Source organism: Polaromonas sp. P1_E12 (assembly GCF_056405975.1).
In genome coordinates, this window is the sequence record NZ_JBFUBB010000002.1 from 839,811 (window position 1) to 857,119 (window position 17,309).

Sequence of the window (17,309 nt, forward strand, 5' to 3'; positions counted from 1 at the left end):
ACACGACTCGCTATTTGTGTAGATCGTTTGTTCTACGTGCAAGCCGGTAACGGGTGTCTTGTCACCGGCAGGGCCTGTTCACTGCCCCGTCGGTGCCGATCATCATGCCATCCGGCCGACCGGATCGCTATATTTTTGATAGCTGTCTGCGCCCATTGCTGTTGGTCTGCAGCCCGATCTCGTCTCTAGAACGGGGCACCTGAAGGTATCTGGCGTAGCGCATATGCGCTACAGACAGCGGCTTTCGTGATTCGTACGATGACGGCCAGTCGGCCAGAGCGTTCCATAACAGCCGGGGCGCGGGCCCGGCTGATTGGCGAACCGCCTGGTCCGCTGCAAGCTCCGCCCTTCAACGAAAGTCTTCCATGAAAAGCCACGCCAGCATGAACCGTATTTACCGCCTCGTCTGGAACGCGGCTTTAGGGTTGTGGGTGGCTGTGGCTGAGAACGCCAGAGGCAAAAGCAAGGGCGGCTCTGCGCGTAGCAGCGTGCTGTTCGGCTCGGCACCGGCCGAATCGGCTGAAGGGGGTGGCGAAGGCGCGGGCTTCAGGCTCAATACCGCCTGCCGCGCAGCGCTGGTATTGCTCACTTCTCTTGCCGTGGTCACGCACCAGGCGCGTGCTGCCGATGCGGCCAATGCCAGCGTGACCGCGGGTGCGGCTGGCATCACCACGGTCGGCAACACCACCACGATCAACCAAAGCTCCCAGCGGGTAGCCATCGACTGGACATCCCTGTCTACCGCAGCGAACGAAGCGCTGAGATTCAACCAGCCCAATGCGCAGGCGATTGCGCTGAACCGCATCACCGGCAGCAGCCCGAGCGAGCTGCTGGGTAGCCTCACGGCCAACGGCCAGGTCTTCATTCTCAATCCCAACGGTGTGTTGTTTGGTGCGGGTTCTCAGGTCAACGTTGGCGGCCTGGTGGCTTCTACCCTTTCCATGAGCAATGCCGACTTCATGGCCGGCAACAACGTGTTCACGGGTTCCGGTGGCTCGGTGGTGAATCAGGGCACGCTGAACGCAGGGCAGGGCGGCTATCTGGCACTGCTGGCGCCCGAGGTGCGCAACGAAGGCGTCATGACCGCGAGCCTTGGCACGGCGCTTCTGGCAGCCGGCAACAAGATCACCCTGAATCTGGACAACGGGAGCCTGCTCGGTTACAGCATCGATCAGGGCGCGATCAACGCACTGGCCGAGAACAAACAGCTCATCAAGGCCGACGGCGGCCAGGTGCTGCTCGGCGCCAAAGCGCTGGACAGCCTCACCATGGGAACCGTCAACAACACCGGCGTCATTGAAGCGAAGACGATTGCCAACAAGGCCGGCCGCATCATGCTGATCGGCGACATGGAGCACGGCATGGTCAACATGGGCGGTACGCTGGATGCCAGCGCCCCGGATGGCGGTGACGGCGGCTTTATCGAGACAAGCGCCGCGCACTTCAAAATCCTGCCGGGCTTCAGGGTGAACACGCTGGCGCCGCGAGGCAAGACCGGCACCTGGCTGCTGGACCCGGCCACGATGACCATCGCGGGCGGCACAGGCGGGGCCGCCGACACCATTTACGAGGACACGATTGAAGCGATGGGTTCCGACGTGGTTATTGAGGCCACGGATTCGATCAACGTCACGGGCACTTTCGGCAATGGCGATGTGGAGCTCCTCAGTGGCCGCAATCTCACCATCAGAACCACAGGCCCCACCGGTACCGGCATCGACCTCACGGGCAGCACGCATGGCGCCGGCCTGACGTTCAAGGTTTCCGGCGGGGGCTCGGCGAGCGTGACCACAGCCGCGGCCAGCCAGGCCATCAAGACCTCCGCAATTTCCGTGACCGGCGGCGCCGGAACGATCAATATCAACTCCGCCGGCGCGCTGGATATCAGCAACACGGTCCTGCAGACCAGCGGAGGCGCGATCACGCTGTCCGGGGCGGGCCAGGCCGGGAGCTCGGGCGTTCTGGTGTCCCAGAGCACCGTGAACGCCGGCACCGGCGCCCTCACCATCAACGGCACCACGACAGACCAGTCGCAGTATGGCGTGCTGCTGGACCGCTCCACGCTTACCAGCGGCAATGCCAACATCAACAGCGCCGATAGCGCCGTGAAGCTGGCGGGCACCAGCGTGGCAAGCACCGGAAACATTACCGTCGAAGCGTCGGGTGCCAGGACGAGCCACCACGCGCTCGAGCTCGTCAATGAAGGCGTCACGCAAACCAACGTCGGCGTCAGCGGGGGCGGAACGATAAACATCACCGGCAGACTGGTGAACGGCGGCGGCAGCGCCACGGGCGGCTCTTCGGGCGGTGTGGTTGTCACCAATTCCAGCGTGACCGGCCGCACCGGCGCCGTCACCATCGCCGGTGACGTAGGCACGACCGGGGTCATTGCTCAGGTGGCCCGCGGGGTACGGCTGGATTCTCTGGCCAAGATCACGGGTGCGGGCAACATCGACATCACCGGGCGTACAGGGTTGTTTTCCCTGGCAGGCACTGCCGGCGTGGAACTCGGCACCGGCTCGGAGGTATCCAGCACCGGCGGCTATATCACCGCTACCGGCCGGGCCGGTGTCAGTAGTGCCGCCACCGAGGTCAAGGGCCTTATAGCAAGAGGAAAAGTGCAGTCCGGCACCTTGCGCAGCATCACGCTCGACGGTTCGTCCTCGTTAAATGCTGCCGGGATCAGCGGCTCCGGCGTCCTCATCGATGCAGGCGCAGACATCATCGCGGGCAGGCTTGGTTTTAACAGTACGGGTTTGTTCAGTAGTTCAAACGGGGGAACGGCGAATATTACCGGCATCTCCATGGTGGGCGGCAGCATCAACTCGACCGGCGAGATCACCATGATCGGCAACCTCGGTGGGACAAGTTCTATGGGCGGGGGGCATGCCGTGAGCCTGACCGGCGGCAGCATCAACTCCAACACGGCGGCCATGACGCTGCGCGGAATGAATTTTCCAGCGGGTGCAATTGCGCCGGCCGGCAGCTACGCCCTGAACATCGACGGCACCAGCATCACCAGCGGAGGCGGTGCGATCACGCTGCTGGGCGACCGCATCAACATCGGCTCCGCCGTCAACGCGGGCGCGGGCAAGGTGCTGGTCAACACGGACATCTTCAGCGCCAACCAGCCGATCACACTCGGCGGCGCATCAGAAACCGCCGCCATGAACCTGAGCAACGCCGAGCTTAACCGGATCACCGCGTCGGTGATCGCGATCGGCAGCACTTCCAATACAGGCGGCATAGTCATCGGCAACACCGGCGGCGCGATCAACCTGGCCAGCGCACCCAGCTTGAGCCTGATAAACAGCAACGCTGCAGGTTCGGGCATCTCGCAAACAGCGGCATTCACGGTTGCCAACCTGAAGGCCGATGCACAAACCGTCATCCTGGCCAACTCACTCAACCAGATCAGCCAGGTCAGCGGTCGCGCCTACGGAACGAACAATTTCGAGGTTAGCTCCTACTCTGCATTGTCGGTGGGGACGGTGGACGGAACGGCCGGCATCACCCAGTCCGGCACCGGTCTTGTTGCGCTGCTAAGCCGCGGCGCGCTGTCGCAAACCCAGGCCATCGTCGCGAACACCTTGCAGGCCACCAGTTTCGGGGGCATGACGCTGGCCAACGCAGGCAACCAGATCCAGAATTTCGGCAGACTTAACAACAGTACATCGGGCGACATCACCCTTCGCAACACCGCCGCCACCGCCAGCTTCCAGGGCAGCTTCAACAGCGCCGGCCGCGTCGATATCGCCAACACGGGCAATATCTTGATGGTGGGCTCCTACATGCCTTTTTTGAGCAACGCCACGGGTACGACTGCGGGCACCGCCGGCTTCAGCATGGTGGCCACGGGCGGCATCAGTACGCAAACTGTCCAGACCAACATCAATCCCCTCTCGGGTGGCTCGGTCTACCTGGAGGCGGGCAACGGCAGCATAGGCGCCAGCACCGCCCGCCCCATCACCATTTACACGACCGGCCCGGTCGTTGCGGTGGCGAGCGGCGCCGGTTCACAGGTCAACCTGGACCTGGCCAACGGCGGCACCCTGGAAAACGTCAGTGCAACGGGCGCGGTGAACGTCACCGCTGCCTTCGCCCTGGCGGTCAAGACGGTGTCCGGCAGCTCGGTCACTCTCAGCTCCTCGCTCGGAGCCATCCTTGACGCCAATGGCGCGGCCAACAACATCACCAGCACCACGCTTAACGCGACCGCACGGGAAAGCATCACGCTGGGCACCAATGTGACCGGCCTGCAAACGCTGGCGACCACAGAACCTGGCGCTGCGGGCGACATCAGCCTCACTGCCGCCAATGCGCTGAGTACCAGCAATCTCGCCATCAGCACTAACGCCGGGTCTGCGCAGACAGTCAGCGTGTCATCCGCGGCCGGCATCACGGTCGACAACGCCTTCGGCAATGCGCAGGACAAGTTCAAGCTGATCACGACCGGTGGCAACATCGCCATCAACGGCGCGCTGACGGCCAGCGAACTCACGCTGAGCACCGCCGGTACCAGCACACAAACCGCGGGCATCACGGCCACCGGCCTGGAGCTGCTGGGCACGGGCACGCACATCCTCAACAATGCAGGCAATGCGGTCACGACGCTGGCCGGCAACACAGGCGATGTGGCCTACGCGCAGGCCGGTGCGTTGACGGTGGGCACCGTCAACACGGCAGGCCTGACGGGCACCGGAAAGGTGCTGGTGCGGACCACGGGCGCGGCCAGCGACCTCACGCTGGCCAACAGCGTCACGTCCGGCAGCGCAGCCAACGATTCGCTGGTGCTGGCCGCTGGGCGCAACTTTGTGAACAACGCCGGGGCTGGCGCGCTCAACCCAGGCGCGGGCGGCCGTTTCCTCGTGTATTCGACCGATCCGGCTGCCAGCACCCTGGGCGGCATGGCTTCCACCGGCAATGCCTTTGGCCGCAGTTACGCCGCCAATGCGCCCAGCGATGCGTCGATGACCTCGATCACCGGCAACCGCTTTGTCTACAGCGTTGTGCCGACGCTCAACGTCAGCGGCGACAACCAGAGCAAGGCTTACGGCGGCGCCGACCCGGCTCTCACCTACGCCGTCAACAGCGGCCTGGTGGCGGGCGACACCGCGGCCAGCGCGCTGAACGGTGCGCTGTCGGCGCCCACAGGCGCCGCCACGACCAGCCCCACACATGCCATCACGCAGGGCACGCTGGCATCGGCCCTGGGTTACAACGTCGTCTATACCAACGGCACGCTGACGATGACCGGTACGCCGCCTTTGCCTGCATCCCTTTTCGGCGTGACGGCAGCGCTGGATGGGCCTTATGTGACCGCGCTCAACACCATTGCCGGCACGGGCAATGCCATGGGTGGCGTCACGGGTGGCGCCGATAGCGCCAATGGAGATGGCACAGGCAGCATATCGAGCGCGGTGGACGACGATCCGTTCAACATACTGGATGATGGCGCGCGCATGAAGGCGTTGAATGCCGCCGCAGAGGCAGCCCGCCAGGACAGAGGCGAATAGGCGGCAGCTTGGGGAGGAGGCGGGGTAGGCGAGGCCCTGGTGGGCCTGCGGTGAGACTCTGCGCAGGCAGCCTGCACGGGTGTGGTGACCTTGCTGGCCACTGGCTTGCCTTTGGTGACTGCCAGTACAGGCAGTACTACGCCCGGCACGCCAGACACAGTGCAGTACAGGATCGCGCTGCAAACCGTCTACCAAACCAGCCGCGAGACGGTCAACAGCGGCCCCGCCAGCTTCATTGAGCCCGACAACCGCGACGATGAGGCGGGCGGGAATGGCAACGGCAGTAACGGCAACAGCGGTGACAGCGGCAACGCCAGGCTGTTGAACTCGCTGGTCAGTATCGTCAGCTGCGGTTTATTGATGCCCAAAAGCGTTAGCCACGCCACTTGTGAATAAACCATTTTCATGGCTCTTCATTAGCTCAGTCGGGCTGTAGCCATTTATGGGCGGGCGCAAGCAGCTATTAAAAATGTAGCAATGACTCCGCGAAAGCCAAGTCGTCCCCCAACGATGGCAAGCTGGACGCGCGGCCTGGCCATTTCGGAGCCTGCAGGGAATCCCTGGTTGGGCTGAGCGCTTACATCAATTGGGGCGCCGTTGGGCGACGTTGGGCGACGGATTAGGGTGGGCCTCATAGCGCATTTGTGCTACAGGCAAAACCGGCAGATATAGTTACGATTGGTTTCATGTCCCTAAAAATGGGGACATACAGGATGAGCTGTCTCTGCGACATTGCCGGAGCGGTCACGCTGGACGTACTGCATCCGCAGTATGGCTGCATGAGAGTCGGGTACACACAATTGCAGGATGTCGCCCGGGGCATCGAAGCCATGGCCCTGGGGGGGCGATGGGGTGTATGGATGGTCAGCTGCCATGAAGGAGCAGTGGCTTGTGTTGGATGAGCATTAAGAAAAGTAGAGCGAAACAATGAAACAGAATTCGTTACCCCTTTCCGCGCTGGCTTCAGCCCTGATGCTGGCCTTGCATACCGGCGCCTGGGCGCAGACTGCCCCAGCCCCCGACGCCGGCCAGGTGCTGCGCGACCTGCAGCAGGCGCCCGCCTTGCCGCCGCCACAGAGCGTTCCGCTGCAGCGCATCGAAGAGTCAGCCGACCCCAGCCAGAAGGGCGAGGCGAGGGTGCTCGTCAAATCCATCACCATCAGCGGCAACCAGGAAATCCCGTCCAGCGAACTTCAGCCCCTGGTGGCCGGCCTCATAGGCGCGGAGCGCTCGCTGAGCCAGCTCAGTGCCGCCGCGCGCCGCATCACGGCCTACTACCGCAGCAAGGGGTTTGCCGTGGCCCGCGCTTATTTGCCCGCGCAGGACATCACCGACGGCGCTGTCACCATCAGCGTGATTGAAGGGCGCATTTCCAGCCACAAGATCAACAACCAGTCGCTGCTGAGTGACGAACGCGCGCAGGCCTACCTGGGCCAGGTCAAGGACGGCGACGTCATCAAGTCCGACCAGATTGACCGCGGCCTGCTGCTGCTGCAGGACACCCCCGGCGTCAGCACCTCGCGCGCCACGCTGCAGCCCGGCGCCAGCGTGGGCACGTCCGAGCTGCTGATTGAGGTCAGCCCGGCCAAGCCCTACAGCGGCAATGTCGTGGTCGACAACTACGGCAGCCGCTACACCGGCGAATACCGCGTGGCCGGTACGTTCAACCTCGTCAGTCCGCTGAAGATCGGCGACCAGCTCACCGTCAACGCGCTGACCAGCGGCCGCAACCTGAACTTCACGCGGCTGGCCTACCAGTTGCCTGTGGGCAGCGACGGCCTCAAGGTAGGCGCCGCCTACTTCGATACGCGCTACAAGCTGGGCCAGGAGTTTGAAACCTTGCAGGCCCACGGCACGGCCACCTCTGCCAGCCTGTTTGCCGCTTACCCCTTCATCCGCAGCCAGCTTAAAAACCTGAACGGCACGGTGTCGGTGGAAGACAAGCAGCTCAAAGACTATGTAGACGCGACCTCTACCTTCACACCCAAGAAAATCCTGGTCACCACCTTCGGCCTTTCAGGCAACCTGCAGGACGCCCTGGGCGGCGGGGGCATCACCGGCCTGGATTTGTCGGTGGCAATGGGCAACCTGCGCATCAACTCGCCCACCGCCTTGGCGATTGATGCGGCCTCGGCCCAGTCCAACGGCAGCTACACCCGTGTTTCTTATGGCGCCAACCGTCTGCAGCGCTTTACCGACAGCACCTTCCTGGCCGTGTCAGTGACGGGCCAGCTGGCCAGCAAAAACCTGGATTCGTCCGAGAAGTTCTCATTGGGCGGTGTCAACGGCGTGCGCGCCTATCCGCAGGGTGAGGCTGGCGGCGACGAAGGCTACCGCGGCACGGTTGAGTTGCGCCACAACGTGATGGCCAATGTGCAGGCTACCGTGTTCTATGACTGGGGCAAGGTCACCATCAACCGCAACCCTTTCGGCGCGGCGGCTTCCAACAGCCGCCAGCTGGCCGGCGCGGGCTTTGGCCTGAATGCCAGCCTGGCGGGTGTGCAGCTGCGTTCTTCGCTGGCCTGGCGCACCGACGGCGGCCTGCCGACTTCCATCCCGGCCTCATCGGCCAAACGGCCCACGCTGTGGCTGCAGGCGTCCATGGCCTTCTGAAGGGCCTGGTATCTGAGGCTTGCCGGCGGCTCTCAAATTCCCGAAGTAAATCGGGTGTTTGGCTAATAAGGACGGGCGCAAGCAGCTATCAAAAACATAGCGACTTCGAGCACTGCCTTGCGGGTTGCCGTGTAAAAGTTTTTTCGGCCTGGTGATTTGGAGCAGGGCGATAAAGGGGCGGCACTATCGCGCGCTAGGCGCGCTGAAAAAATAGCGCGCCGAGGTTTCCAGGACGCGCAAAGCGTTTGCCCTGACATCGCTTGAGAGCTGCTTAGGGGCTTGCACGTAAAACGGCCAGTTGGCAGAGGTGCGGCCCTGTTGTGGCCGGGTGAACGGAATGACTGGCGTGGCCAGGGTGACAGGGGTGAAGGGTGGCCTGGTGGGAGGGTCATGTAGAAGCTGCATGTCAGTCTCTGGGTTGGTTGTTCTATGGAAATCACTTTTGAAGAACAATGGTACTGTACATACATACAGTCTTCAACTATGATTTACCCATGGACACAAACACCCCACCCGAATGGATTGCCCGCTGCGCTGAAAGGCTGCACCAGCGATGGCACACCGTCGGGCCTGACCAGCTTGAAGAGGTCGCCGCAGTCATCTGGCAGGACGTGAACCTGCGGCGCATGGCGCCCGCTGACGCCGCGGCGCTATGGCTCAAGCCGGTTGTGCCAGCCCCAGACGGGGCATAGCGGGCCGGCCGCAAGCGGCGCAGCGCGCAGCGGCCTTACTTTTTCATTTCGTCCTTGCCCATGGCGTCCTTGGCCATGGGGTCTTTTTTCATCTTGTCTTTTTTGGCCATGGCCATCTTGTCGTCCTTCTTCATGCCGTCCTTCGCCATGGCGTCTTTACCCATGGCATCTTTCGCCATCGGGTCCTTGGCCATGGCATCTTTTTTCATCGCATCCTTCTTCATGCCGTCTTTGGCCATGGCGTCTTTGCCCATGGCGTCCTTTTTCATCGCGTCTTGCGCCATGGCACTGCCGCCGGCGAAGAGCATGCAGGCAGACAGGAGGGTTGCAGTCAATTTGTTCATGGTGTTGTCCTTGAGTGGTAGTGAATGAATGGATTGAATGAAAAAGGCAATCGTTAAATGATTGCCCGCGTTGCAGGGTCTCTGAGCCGCGCTCAGCTACCTCCGAACCAGTTGTAGCCCTGGTCTTCCCAGTAGCCTCCAGGGTAGGTGTTGGTGACAAAAATCGCCTGGATGTGTTTGGGGTTCTTGTAGCCCAGCTTGGTGGGCATGCGCAGCTTCATCGGGAAGCCGTATTTGGGTGGCAGCGGCTGCCCGTCGTAAGTCAGCGCCAGCAGGGTTTGCGGGTGCAGCGCGGTGGGCATATCGATGCTGGTGAAGTAGTCGTCGGCGCATTTGAAGCCGACGTACTTCGCGCTCAGGTCGGCGCCCACATGACGCAGGAAACTGCCGAAGTGCACGCCGCCCCATTTGCCGATCGCGCTCCAGCCTTCCACGCAGATGTGGCGGGTGACCTGGTCCACTTGTGCCATGGCGCGCAACTCGGGCAACGCCCATTTGCGCCTGTCGGACACCATGCCCGTGACTTCCAGCCGGTAGCTGCTTTCCTCGATTTCCCGGATTTCGTCCTCGCCGTAGTAGGCGTTAAAGGGGAAAGGCCGGGTGATCATTGATTCGGGGTAGGTCGGCGCCAGTCGATTGGGGTCAAACAGCAAGCCCTGCACTTCGTCGTTGATGCGCGAGATCTTGCCGAGAGCGGTGTTGACGCTTTCGCTGTCGTCCAGCATGCAGCCGGTCAGCATGGAAAGACCGCCCAGCGTGAGCGAGGTGCGTAAAAAATTGCGGCGTGCCGTACCGAGCTTGCGGGTGTGGGCAATGCGCGCAACGGCTTCATCCAGCACGGCGGCGCTGTCGATGTCCATACGGGGAGGGGGCTTGATGATCATGGGTAATCCTTGCGGCTTTGCGGCGGTTGGGCAGTTCGGCGGGTCAGCGGCCGCGAACCATGTAGACGAGGGTGCGCGGCACCAGCGCCACCATCACCAGGTGAACCGCGACGAATGCGGCCAGCGCGCCCATGGCGAAAAAGTGAACCAGGCGCGCACCTTCGTAACCCCCCATCAGTTCGCGCAGGAGCGGAAACTGCACAGACTTCCAGAGCACCAGGCCTGAAACGACGAGCAGGACACTGTCCACCATGACAAAGAGATAGGCCAGGCGCTGTACGGTGTTGTAGTGGCTGGGGTCGGCATGGGCCAGCTTGCCCTTGAGGGCCGCCAGCAAGTCGGCGACCAGCGCCTTGGGTGAAAGCGGAAAGAATTTGTGAAAGAGCCGGCGCGTGACGATGTTGAACGCCAGGTAGAGCAGGCCATTAAAGAACAGCAGCCACATGGCCGCAAAGTGCCACTGCAGCGCGCCGCCCAGCCAGCCGCCCAGCGTGAGGTCTTTGGGAATGCTGAAGCCCAGGAAGGCAGTGGCGTTGTAGATGCGCCAGCCGCTCATCATCAGCACGACCACGGCCAATGCGTTGAGCCAGTGCATGGCGCGCAACCAGCCAGGGTGGATGATCTGACGGGACGTGTTCATGAAATGCTCCTCTTGTGCTGGCCGCAACGCCCGGTTTTCCAGTGGATTACCGGGATTTCCGCCGCAGTCTTGCTGCGTGTTGCTGTTTGGTCGGGCCGGGCACGCACTTCTTACACGCTGATGGCATTTATTTGAAAAAAGGCTCCCGGGCTGGCTGGATGGCCTTGGGTTGGCTGGCGCCTAAAATCGGCCGGTGTCCCTGCCCAAACCCGCAATAGAGCCAAGATGCACCGCTACAAAAGACTGATCGCCGTGGTCGCGTTTCTGGGCCTGCTGCTGGCGGTGTTCCAGCTTTCCGGTTTGCGCGACAACTTCAGTCTGGTCTTCCTGCACCAGAAATTCCTGGACAACGAAGTCAGCGGCCTGCTGATTTTTATTGCCCTGTTTGCGCTGGGCAACCTGATCCAGATCCCGGGCTGGATTTTTCTGGCTGCGGCTGTGCTGGCGCTCGGCGAGATATGGGGTGGCCTGGCAACTTACCTCGCAGCCGTGATCTCATGCGCCTTCACCTTCTGGCTGATTCGCCTGATGGGCGGGGACGCTTTGCGGCAGATCAAGGGTCGGTGGGCTCAACGCACGCTGGCTCAGCTGGACGCGCGGCCGGTGGCGAGCATCGTGGTGCTGCGCTTGCTGCTGCAGACCGTACCGGCGCTGAATTACGCGCTGGCAATGTCAGGGGTGAAGTTTCGTGACTACCTGGTGGGCACCCTGCTGGGCCTGCCGCTGCCGATTGCGCTGTACTGCGTGTTTTTTGATTACCTGGCGCGGGTGTTGAAGGTGCCGGGGTACTGAACCTAAACGGCGTTGCCTGCCATGCGGGAAAAGAAGGGCAGCGCAATCGCTGCCGCAAGAGAGAAGAAAAAAACCAGCCCATAGGTCATCAGGGCGAGCAAGGCTCCGCCTTTCAATTCAAGGGGTGCACCCGCCCTTGTTCTGGCTCGCGAGCCGAGCCACCATGCACCCAGACCCAGTTGTGCCGCCAGTCCGGTGGCCAGGTCCACAAGGGATTGGCGTATGGGGTCCGAGCCGGCGCCCAGCGACCTGACAACAGCACCGACGGCGAACAGAACCATGAACAGGACAACACCGAAAATGAATGCGTGTTTCCAGCTCAGTTGCGTACGGCGATAAAGCCAGGCCGCCAGTTTGACGCAGACAACATACGAAAAAATGGTGAATGCAATCGGGACAAGGCCGGGAAGTTCTGGCATGCGTCAATCTCCGCAGTCAAGGGCCTTGCCCAGCACATGCTGGTAGACCGCCAGGTCTTGCGCCGAAAAGCAGCAGAACACCACTTCCGTCAAGGAAGAGGGTTGCTGCAGAGCCTGGCGCACGCTGGCCACTGCGACCTGGGCAGCCAACTCAATCGGGTAGCCGTAAATGCCGGTGCTGATGCTGGGGAAGGCCATCGACGTGACGCCTTTGGCTGCCGCGATTTCCATGGCGCGCCTGTAGCAGGAGGCCAGCAACTCAGGCTCGCCGTTGCCGCCACCGCGCCAGACCGGACCCACCGTGTGGATGATGAACTTCGCCGGGAGCCGGTAGCCTTTGGTGGCTTTGGCCTCGCCGGTTTTACAGCCGCCCAGCAGGCGGCATTCATGGACCAGTTCAGGCCCTGCAGCGCGATGAATGGCACCGTCGACACCGCCGCCGCCCAGCAGCGATGAATTGGCAGCGTTGACGATGGCGTCAAGCTGCAGTTTCGTGATGTCGGCCTGGACGGCCCGGAGGGTTGCAGGCATGGCGACCTCTCTGGATGGCTGAACCTTGCTGGGAGAAACGCGTGCCCGCAGGAGCGGGCGCGCGCTGTCTCACAACACCTTGCTCAAAAAGCGCTTGGTACGCTCTTCCTTGGGGTTGTCAAAGATCTCCGCCGGTGAGCCCTCTTCGATCACCAGGCCTTCGTCGATGAACATCACGCGGTCGGCCACCTGGCGGGCAAAACCCATTTCGTGGGTGACGACCACCATGGTCATGCCTTCTTCGGCCAGGGCCTGCATGACGGCCAGCACTTCGCCGACCATTTCAGGGTCGAGCGCAGAGGTGGGTTCGTCAAACAGCATGATGCGCGGCTGCATCGCCAGCGCACGGGCAATTGCCACGCGCTGCTGCTGCCCGCCCGAAAGCTGGTTGGGGTAGGCGTCGATCTTTTCGAGCAGCCCGACCTTGACCAGCAGTTCACTGGCACGGTTGCGTGCCTCAAGTGCCGTCAGCTTGCGCACCTTGGTGGGCGCCAGCGTGATGTTTTCCAGCACGGTTTTGTGTGGAAACAAATTGAAGCGCTGGAACACCATGCCGATTTCCGAGCGCAGGGCATCGACGTCGGTCTTGGGTTCGTGCACCGACACGCCGTGCACCAGCACCTCGCCGCCGCTGGCGTCTTCCAGTCCGTTCAGGCAGCGCAAAAAAGTGCTTTTGCCCGAGCCGGAAGGGCCGATGACGCAGACGACTTCGGTGGCCTTGATGGCGCAGTCGATGCCGCGCAATACCGGCGTGTGGCCAAACTGCTTGGTCAGCCGCTTAACGCGAATCACCTCGTCCATAACGAGCCTCCAGTTTTTTGACAAGGTAAGCCAGGCCCAGCGTCAGCACCCAGTACATGAGGGAGATGGTGAGGTAGGGCTCCCAGTAGCGTGAATAGGCGCCGGCGACGGTGCGCGCGGCGTAGGCCAGTTCGGCCAGACCAATCGCCGAGATCAGCGACGAGTCTTTCAGCAGCGAGATCGCGTTGTTGCCCAGCGGCGGCAGCATGCGGCGAAAAGCCTGCGGCAGCACGACGTGGTACATGGTGCGCGGAAAAGACATGCCCAGCGAACGCGAGGCTTCGACCTGGCCCTTGTCGATGGACTGGATGCCGGCGCGGAAGATCTCGGAAATGTAGGCGCCGGCATTGAGCGTGAGCGCCACGATACCGGACAGGAAGGCGCCGTAGTTCTGCTTGATGTCGCGCGCTGTCTCGCCCGAGATGATCAGGCCGTCAGTCGGGTTGATGAACAGCGGCAGCACTGCGAAGTGGATCAGCAGGATCTGCACGAACAACGGCGTGCCGCGGAAAAAGCTGACGTAGACGGTAGAGGGCCAGCGCAGGGCGTATTTGCAGATCGCGCGCGCGGGCGAGTGGCGCGATTCGGCCACGCGCGCCATGCCGACCGCCAGGCCCAGCAAGGTGCCCTGCACGATGCAGATCAGTGTCACCATGATGGTCATCTGCAGGCCGCGCCAGAACAGCACGCTGTACTCGGCAATGATGTCGGCCCGGAACCAGCCGAACCAGAGGACGTGTTCCATAAGGAGGTGTCCTGATGTTTACTGGGCGGGCAACGCGGGAGCGTCGGCCTGGAACCATTTCTTGTAGATGGCGGCGTAGCTGCCGTCGGCCTTGACGGCGGCCAGGCCTGCGTTGAGTTTGTCCTGCAGCGCCTTGTTGCCCTGTTTCACGACGATGCCGAAGTATTCCTTGGGAAAGCTCGCGTCGCTGACGGTCTTGAGCTGTTTGTGTTCCTGGGCGCGAAAGGCGATCACCCCGTTGTCGCCGATGGCGGCGTCCAGGCCGTTGTTGGCCAGCTCGGAGATCACGACCGGGGTGCTTTCAAAGCGGCGGATGTCGGGGTTGGTCTTGCCGAATTCGCGCGAAGCCATGTCGTCGCCGGTGCTGCCGGTGACCACGCCGATTTTTTTGCCGGCAAGGTCTTTCAGGCTCTTGGCCGTGCTGTTGCTGTGCACGGCGATCAACTGGCGGGCTTCGAAGTAGGGGGCGGTGAAGTCGTAGGACTGCTTGCGCTTGTCGTTGATGGTGACGCCCGAGATGACCAGGTCCACATCGCCGTTGTTGAGGGCCGCGAAGATGCCGGTCCAGGGGGTGTTGACGATCTTGATCTGCAGGCCGGATTTCTGGGCGATGGCTTTGATCATGTCTACGTCATAGCCGACAATTTCCTTGGTCGGGCTTTCATAGGCAAACGGACGGTAGGTGGCGCTGGAGCCGACGACCAGCTCCCTGTTTTGGGCCTGGGCTGCGCCCAGCGCACAGGTAAGCAAGCCGGCTGTCGCGGCAATTTTTTGCAGAATGTTCATGGTTGTGTCCAGAGGATCTGAGTGAGGGAAACGCTCGCCGGCTCGCGGAGAGGCCGAAAAGCGAAAGTAGCCAATGGTAACGCGTGCAAAAGCCGTGCCTGGCGCGTTCCGGGCAGGGTTTTCGCGGGGGACGATGCAGGGATGGGCGGGCAGCGGGCCCGCGATGCCTGACCGGTTCTAGGCCCTGAGCTGTTTGTTAAAAAACGCCAGGGTGCGCTCCCACGCCAGCTTGGCCGCGGCGGCGTCATAACGCGGCGTGGTGTCGTTGTTGAAGCCGTGTTGCGTGCCCGGGTACTGGTAGGCGGTGTAATTCGCACCTGCCGCCTTGAGTGCCGCCTCGTAGGCAGGCCATGCGGCATTGATGCGCTCATCCACCGCAGCGAAATGGATCAGCAGCGGTGTCTTGACCTTGGCGGCATCTTCCGCTGCCGGCAGGTTTCCGTAGAAGGGAACGGCTGCGCTGAGCTCCGGCAGGCGCGTGGTGAGTGTGTGCGACATGCCGCCGCCATAGCAGAACCCGACCACACCCAGCTTGCCGGTGCAGTCGTCCCGGCTCTTGAGCCAGGTGGTGGCCGCCACGAAATCCTCCACGCACTTTCGCTGGTCCAGTTTGGCGAACAACTCGCGCGCCTTGTCTTCGTCGCCGGGGTAGCCGCCCAGGGGGGTGAGTGCGTCGGGTGCGAAGGCGATGAAGTTGTCCAGCGCCAGCCGGCGGGTGATGTCTTCAATATGCGGGTTGAGGCCGCGGTTTTCATGAATGACAAGCACGCCGGGCAGTTTGCCCGTGGCATTGGCAGGCCTGGCCAGATAGCCTTTGACTGTGCCTGAGCCGGCGGACGACGGATAGCTGACCATGTCGGTCTTGATGCGTTTGTCATCCCGGGCAATTTGCTGCCCCGCGGCAAAATCGGGGCTGAGGGCGGCCAGCAGGGCTGTTGCGGTCAGGCCGGCGGTGGCGAATTTCTGGGCGCGCTCCAGGAACCCGCGCCTGTCAATGGTGCCGTGGACATAGGCATCAAACAGAATCAGCAGTTCCTGGTCAAAATCCTGGGCGGTCTTGCGTGGCATGTTGGGCTCCTGCAAAAAATCGAGCATACCGATTCGTGGCCTGCGTGGCAAAGGTCATCGTCAACCCGCAGGGCCGCAGTGTTTTGCGGCGCCATCCGGATGCTATGAAAAATATAGCTGCTTGCGCACGGCGGGGTTGGGCTGGAGGCTCTTTTTGTGCCTGAAACCCCTGGAAAACCGGCAAAACCTGTTTTAATAACGCACCGGGACGCTGGCCTGAATTGACAGGGCGTCCGTTCTGTGACTCACTGGGGTCGCTGTTCGCACTGCCTGGCTTCGGCGGCATCCCCAATCGATAGAGGAGAACTGCATCTTGAACCTGATTTCCTGGCTGATGACGTTGCTGGGCGTCGCCGTGGGCGCGCTTGCAGGTGTTTTGCTGTATGCCGCCTGGCTGCGCAAAAGCGCGAGTGCGAAGCTGCGGATACCCCACAAATGGCCGCTGCGTGCCCGCGGGGTGGTTACCAACGATGAATACGAGGTATGGAAATGGCTGCGAAGCACTTTCCACGACCACGCGGTGATGGTCAAGCTGCCGGTGCTGCGCTTTACCATTCCGCTGGAAAAAGACAAGGAAAAGGAAAAAGACAAGGAAAAAACCGAACGCCTGCTTGAGCTGCTCAATGGCGTCTACACGACTTTCACCATCTGCAGCCTGGATGGCAAGGTCGTCGGTTGCGTGGATTTGCGCGGCAAACGTGATGTGAGCAAGGCCACCCGCCAGCTCAAGGAGACACTGCTGTCGGATTGCGGCATTGCCTACACCTCCATCAAGGCCGGCCGTCCGCCCACGGTCAGCGCCATGCGTGCCGCCTTCCTGGGGGAAATTCCGGAGGAGCTGGTGCAGGAGCACCAGGAAACCCGCGGCGGCGACAGCAGTTTCCACGCCGACCTGGAATCTTTCACCCGGGAACGTGTCAAGGCCGCCAAGGACGCCGCGCTCAAGGAACTCAACAAGGACAACCAGCCAGAAGTCTCGCGGGCCGCGGCTACGAGTAACGTCGGCTTCAATCCCGACGGTACGGGGGGCATTCGCATAGACAAGAACAATCGTTTCGCCACGCAGTGGGAAGATTCCTTTACTCAACCCGCCGATGCGCGGCCGGCCAGGATCGAATAAGGCGTGATCATGAGCGGGTCCAAGGCCGAGGCGTCTGCCCATGGCGGCCGCCAGATGAAAACTCTGCCGTGAGCAGGCTGGGGCTTACCCGGGACAAAATCTATAAAACCGTGGCGCGGCAGCTCCACGGAATAGTTCCGTGCTGGGTGTGCGGCGAACATGTCACGCCCCAGGCCGCCACCCTGGAGCACATCCTGCCCCTGAGCGAAGGGGGCAACAGCCATGCAGAAAACCTGGCGATCAGCCATGAAGTCTGCAACGGCCAGCGGCACGCTGCAGGTGCCGTTCCGGCTTCTGCCGTCTCGCCGGGGCAGGTCCAAAGGCGCAAGTCCCCGCTTCTTGCCGCCAATCCATGACA

16 protein-coding genes are annotated in these 17,309 nt (G+C 62.2%); 7 read left to right on the forward strand and 9 right to left on the reverse strand.

What is annotated here, in order from left to right; translation table 11 throughout:
* Nucleotides 1-365: 365 nt before the first annotated feature.
* The 4 genes from AC1D13_RS09670 to AC1D13_RS09685 all read left to right on the forward strand — a co-directional run bounded on the left by AC1D13_RS09670 (nt 366) and on the right by AC1D13_RS09685 (nt 8,821).
* Entirely contained in the window at nt 366-5,516 is a 5,151-nt protein-coding gene (locus AC1D13_RS09670; RefSeq protein WP_477689426.1) for a two-partner secretion domain-containing protein, read from the forward strand.
* A gap of 114 nt (nt 5,517-5,630) precedes the next feature.
* The gene (locus tag AC1D13_RS09675) at nt 5,631-5,912 is read left to right on the forward strand and encodes a hypothetical protein (protein ID WP_477689427.1); all 282 of its coding nucleotides are present in this window, start codon (nt 5,631-5,633) and stop codon (nt 5,910-5,912) included.
* Nucleotides 5,913-6,443: 531 nt separating this feature from the next.
* The gene (locus tag AC1D13_RS09680) at nt 6,444-8,129 is read left to right on the forward strand and encodes a ShlB/FhaC/HecB family hemolysin secretion/activation protein (protein ID WP_477689428.1); all 1,686 of its coding nucleotides are present in this window, start codon (nt 6,444-6,446) and stop codon (nt 8,127-8,129) included.
* A gap of 494 nt (nt 8,130-8,623) precedes the next feature.
* Nucleotides 8,624-8,821, forward strand: a complete 198-nt coding sequence (locus AC1D13_RS09685) for a hypothetical protein (protein ID WP_457280519.1) — start codon at nt 8,624-8,626, stop codon at nt 8,819-8,821.
* A gap of 35 nt (nt 8,822-8,856) precedes the next feature.
* Here the strand turns inward: AC1D13_RS09685 and AC1D13_RS09690 are convergent, their stop codons facing one another.
* The 3 genes from AC1D13_RS09690 to AC1D13_RS09700 form a co-directional block, all read right to left on the reverse strand.
* Nucleotides 8,857-9,165: a pentapeptide MXKDX repeat protein gene (locus AC1D13_RS09690; RefSeq protein ID WP_457280520.1), complete on the reverse strand. Its 309-nt coding sequence runs from the start codon at nt 9,163-9,165 to the stop codon at nt 8,857-8,859.
* 92 nt (nt 9,166-9,257) lie between these two features.
* Nucleotides 9,258-10,049, reverse strand: a complete 792-nt coding sequence (locus AC1D13_RS09695; protein ID WP_477669224.1) for a molybdopterin-dependent oxidoreductase — start codon at nt 10,047-10,049, stop codon at nt 9,258-9,260.
* Between the two features lie 43 nt (nt 10,050-10,092).
* The gene (locus tag AC1D13_RS09700) at nt 10,093-10,689 is read right to left on the reverse strand and encodes a cytochrome b/b6 domain-containing protein (RefSeq protein ID WP_477689429.1); all 597 of its coding nucleotides are present in this window, start codon (nt 10,687-10,689) and stop codon (nt 10,093-10,095) included.
* A 225-nt stretch (nt 10,690-10,914) separates the two neighbouring features.
* Here AC1D13_RS09700 and AC1D13_RS09705 point away from each other — a divergent pair, with 225 nt between their 5' ends.
* Nucleotides 10,915-11,481 (forward strand): TVP38/TMEM64 family protein, encoded by a 567-nt coding sequence (locus AC1D13_RS09705; RefSeq protein ID WP_477689430.1) that lies wholly within the window; start codon nt 10,915-10,917, stop codon nt 11,479-11,481.
* A gap of 2 nt (nt 11,482-11,483) precedes the next feature.
* On the opposite strand, the gene AC1D13_RS09710 is transcribed toward AC1D13_RS09705, so the two are convergent.
* From AC1D13_RS09710 to AC1D13_RS09735, 6 genes are all read right to left on the reverse strand, one after another.
* Nucleotides 11,484-11,900 (reverse strand): hypothetical protein, encoded by a 417-nt coding sequence (locus tag AC1D13_RS09710; protein WP_457280524.1) that lies wholly within the window; start codon nt 11,898-11,900, stop codon nt 11,484-11,486.
* A 3-nt stretch (nt 11,901-11,903) separates the two neighbouring features.
* A complete protein-coding gene (locus AC1D13_RS09715) occupies nt 11,904-12,431 on the reverse strand; it encodes an O-acetyl-ADP-ribose deacetylase (RefSeq protein WP_457280525.1) in 528 nt (175 codons plus the stop codon).
* A 69-nt stretch (nt 12,432-12,500) separates the two neighbouring features.
* Entirely contained in the window at nt 12,501-13,232 is a 732-nt protein-coding gene (locus tag AC1D13_RS09720) for an amino acid ABC transporter ATP-binding protein (protein ID WP_457280526.1), read from the reverse strand.
* The gene (locus tag AC1D13_RS09725; RefSeq protein WP_457280527.1) at nt 13,210-13,977 is read right to left on the reverse strand and encodes an amino acid ABC transporter permease; all 768 of its coding nucleotides are present in this window, start codon (nt 13,975-13,977) and stop codon (nt 13,210-13,212) included. Before AC1D13_RS09725 ends, AC1D13_RS09720 begins: the two co-directional genes overlap by 23 nt.
* Before the next feature lie 18 nt (nt 13,978-13,995).
* Nucleotides 13,996-14,763, reverse strand: coding sequence for a basic amino acid ABC transporter substrate-binding protein (locus tag AC1D13_RS09730; RefSeq protein WP_457280528.1), 768 nt, complete (start codon nt 14,761-14,763; stop codon nt 13,996-13,998).
* 177 nt (nt 14,764-14,940) lie between these two features.
* A complete protein-coding gene (locus AC1D13_RS09735) occupies nt 14,941-15,831 on the reverse strand; it encodes a dienelactone hydrolase family protein (RefSeq protein ID WP_457280529.1) in 891 nt (296 codons plus the stop codon).
* Nucleotides 15,832-16,144: 313 nt separating this feature from the next.
* On the opposite strand from AC1D13_RS09735, the gene AC1D13_RS09740 reads away from it, so the two are divergent.
* Both AC1D13_RS09740 and AC1D13_RS09745 read left to right on the forward strand, forming a co-directional pair.
* Entirely contained in the window at nt 16,145-16,951 is an 807-nt protein-coding gene (locus AC1D13_RS09740; protein WP_477665834.1) for a DUF2726 domain-containing protein, read from the forward strand.
* A gap of 68 nt (nt 16,952-17,019) precedes the next feature.
* Nucleotides 17,020-17,307 carry an HNH endonuclease gene (locus AC1D13_RS09745; protein WP_457280531.1) on the forward strand — a complete coding sequence of 96 codons (288 nt, stop codon included), beginning with the start codon at nt 17,020-17,022 and terminating at the stop codon, nt 17,305-17,307.
* The last annotated feature ends 2 nt before the right edge of the window (nt 17,308-17,309 follow it).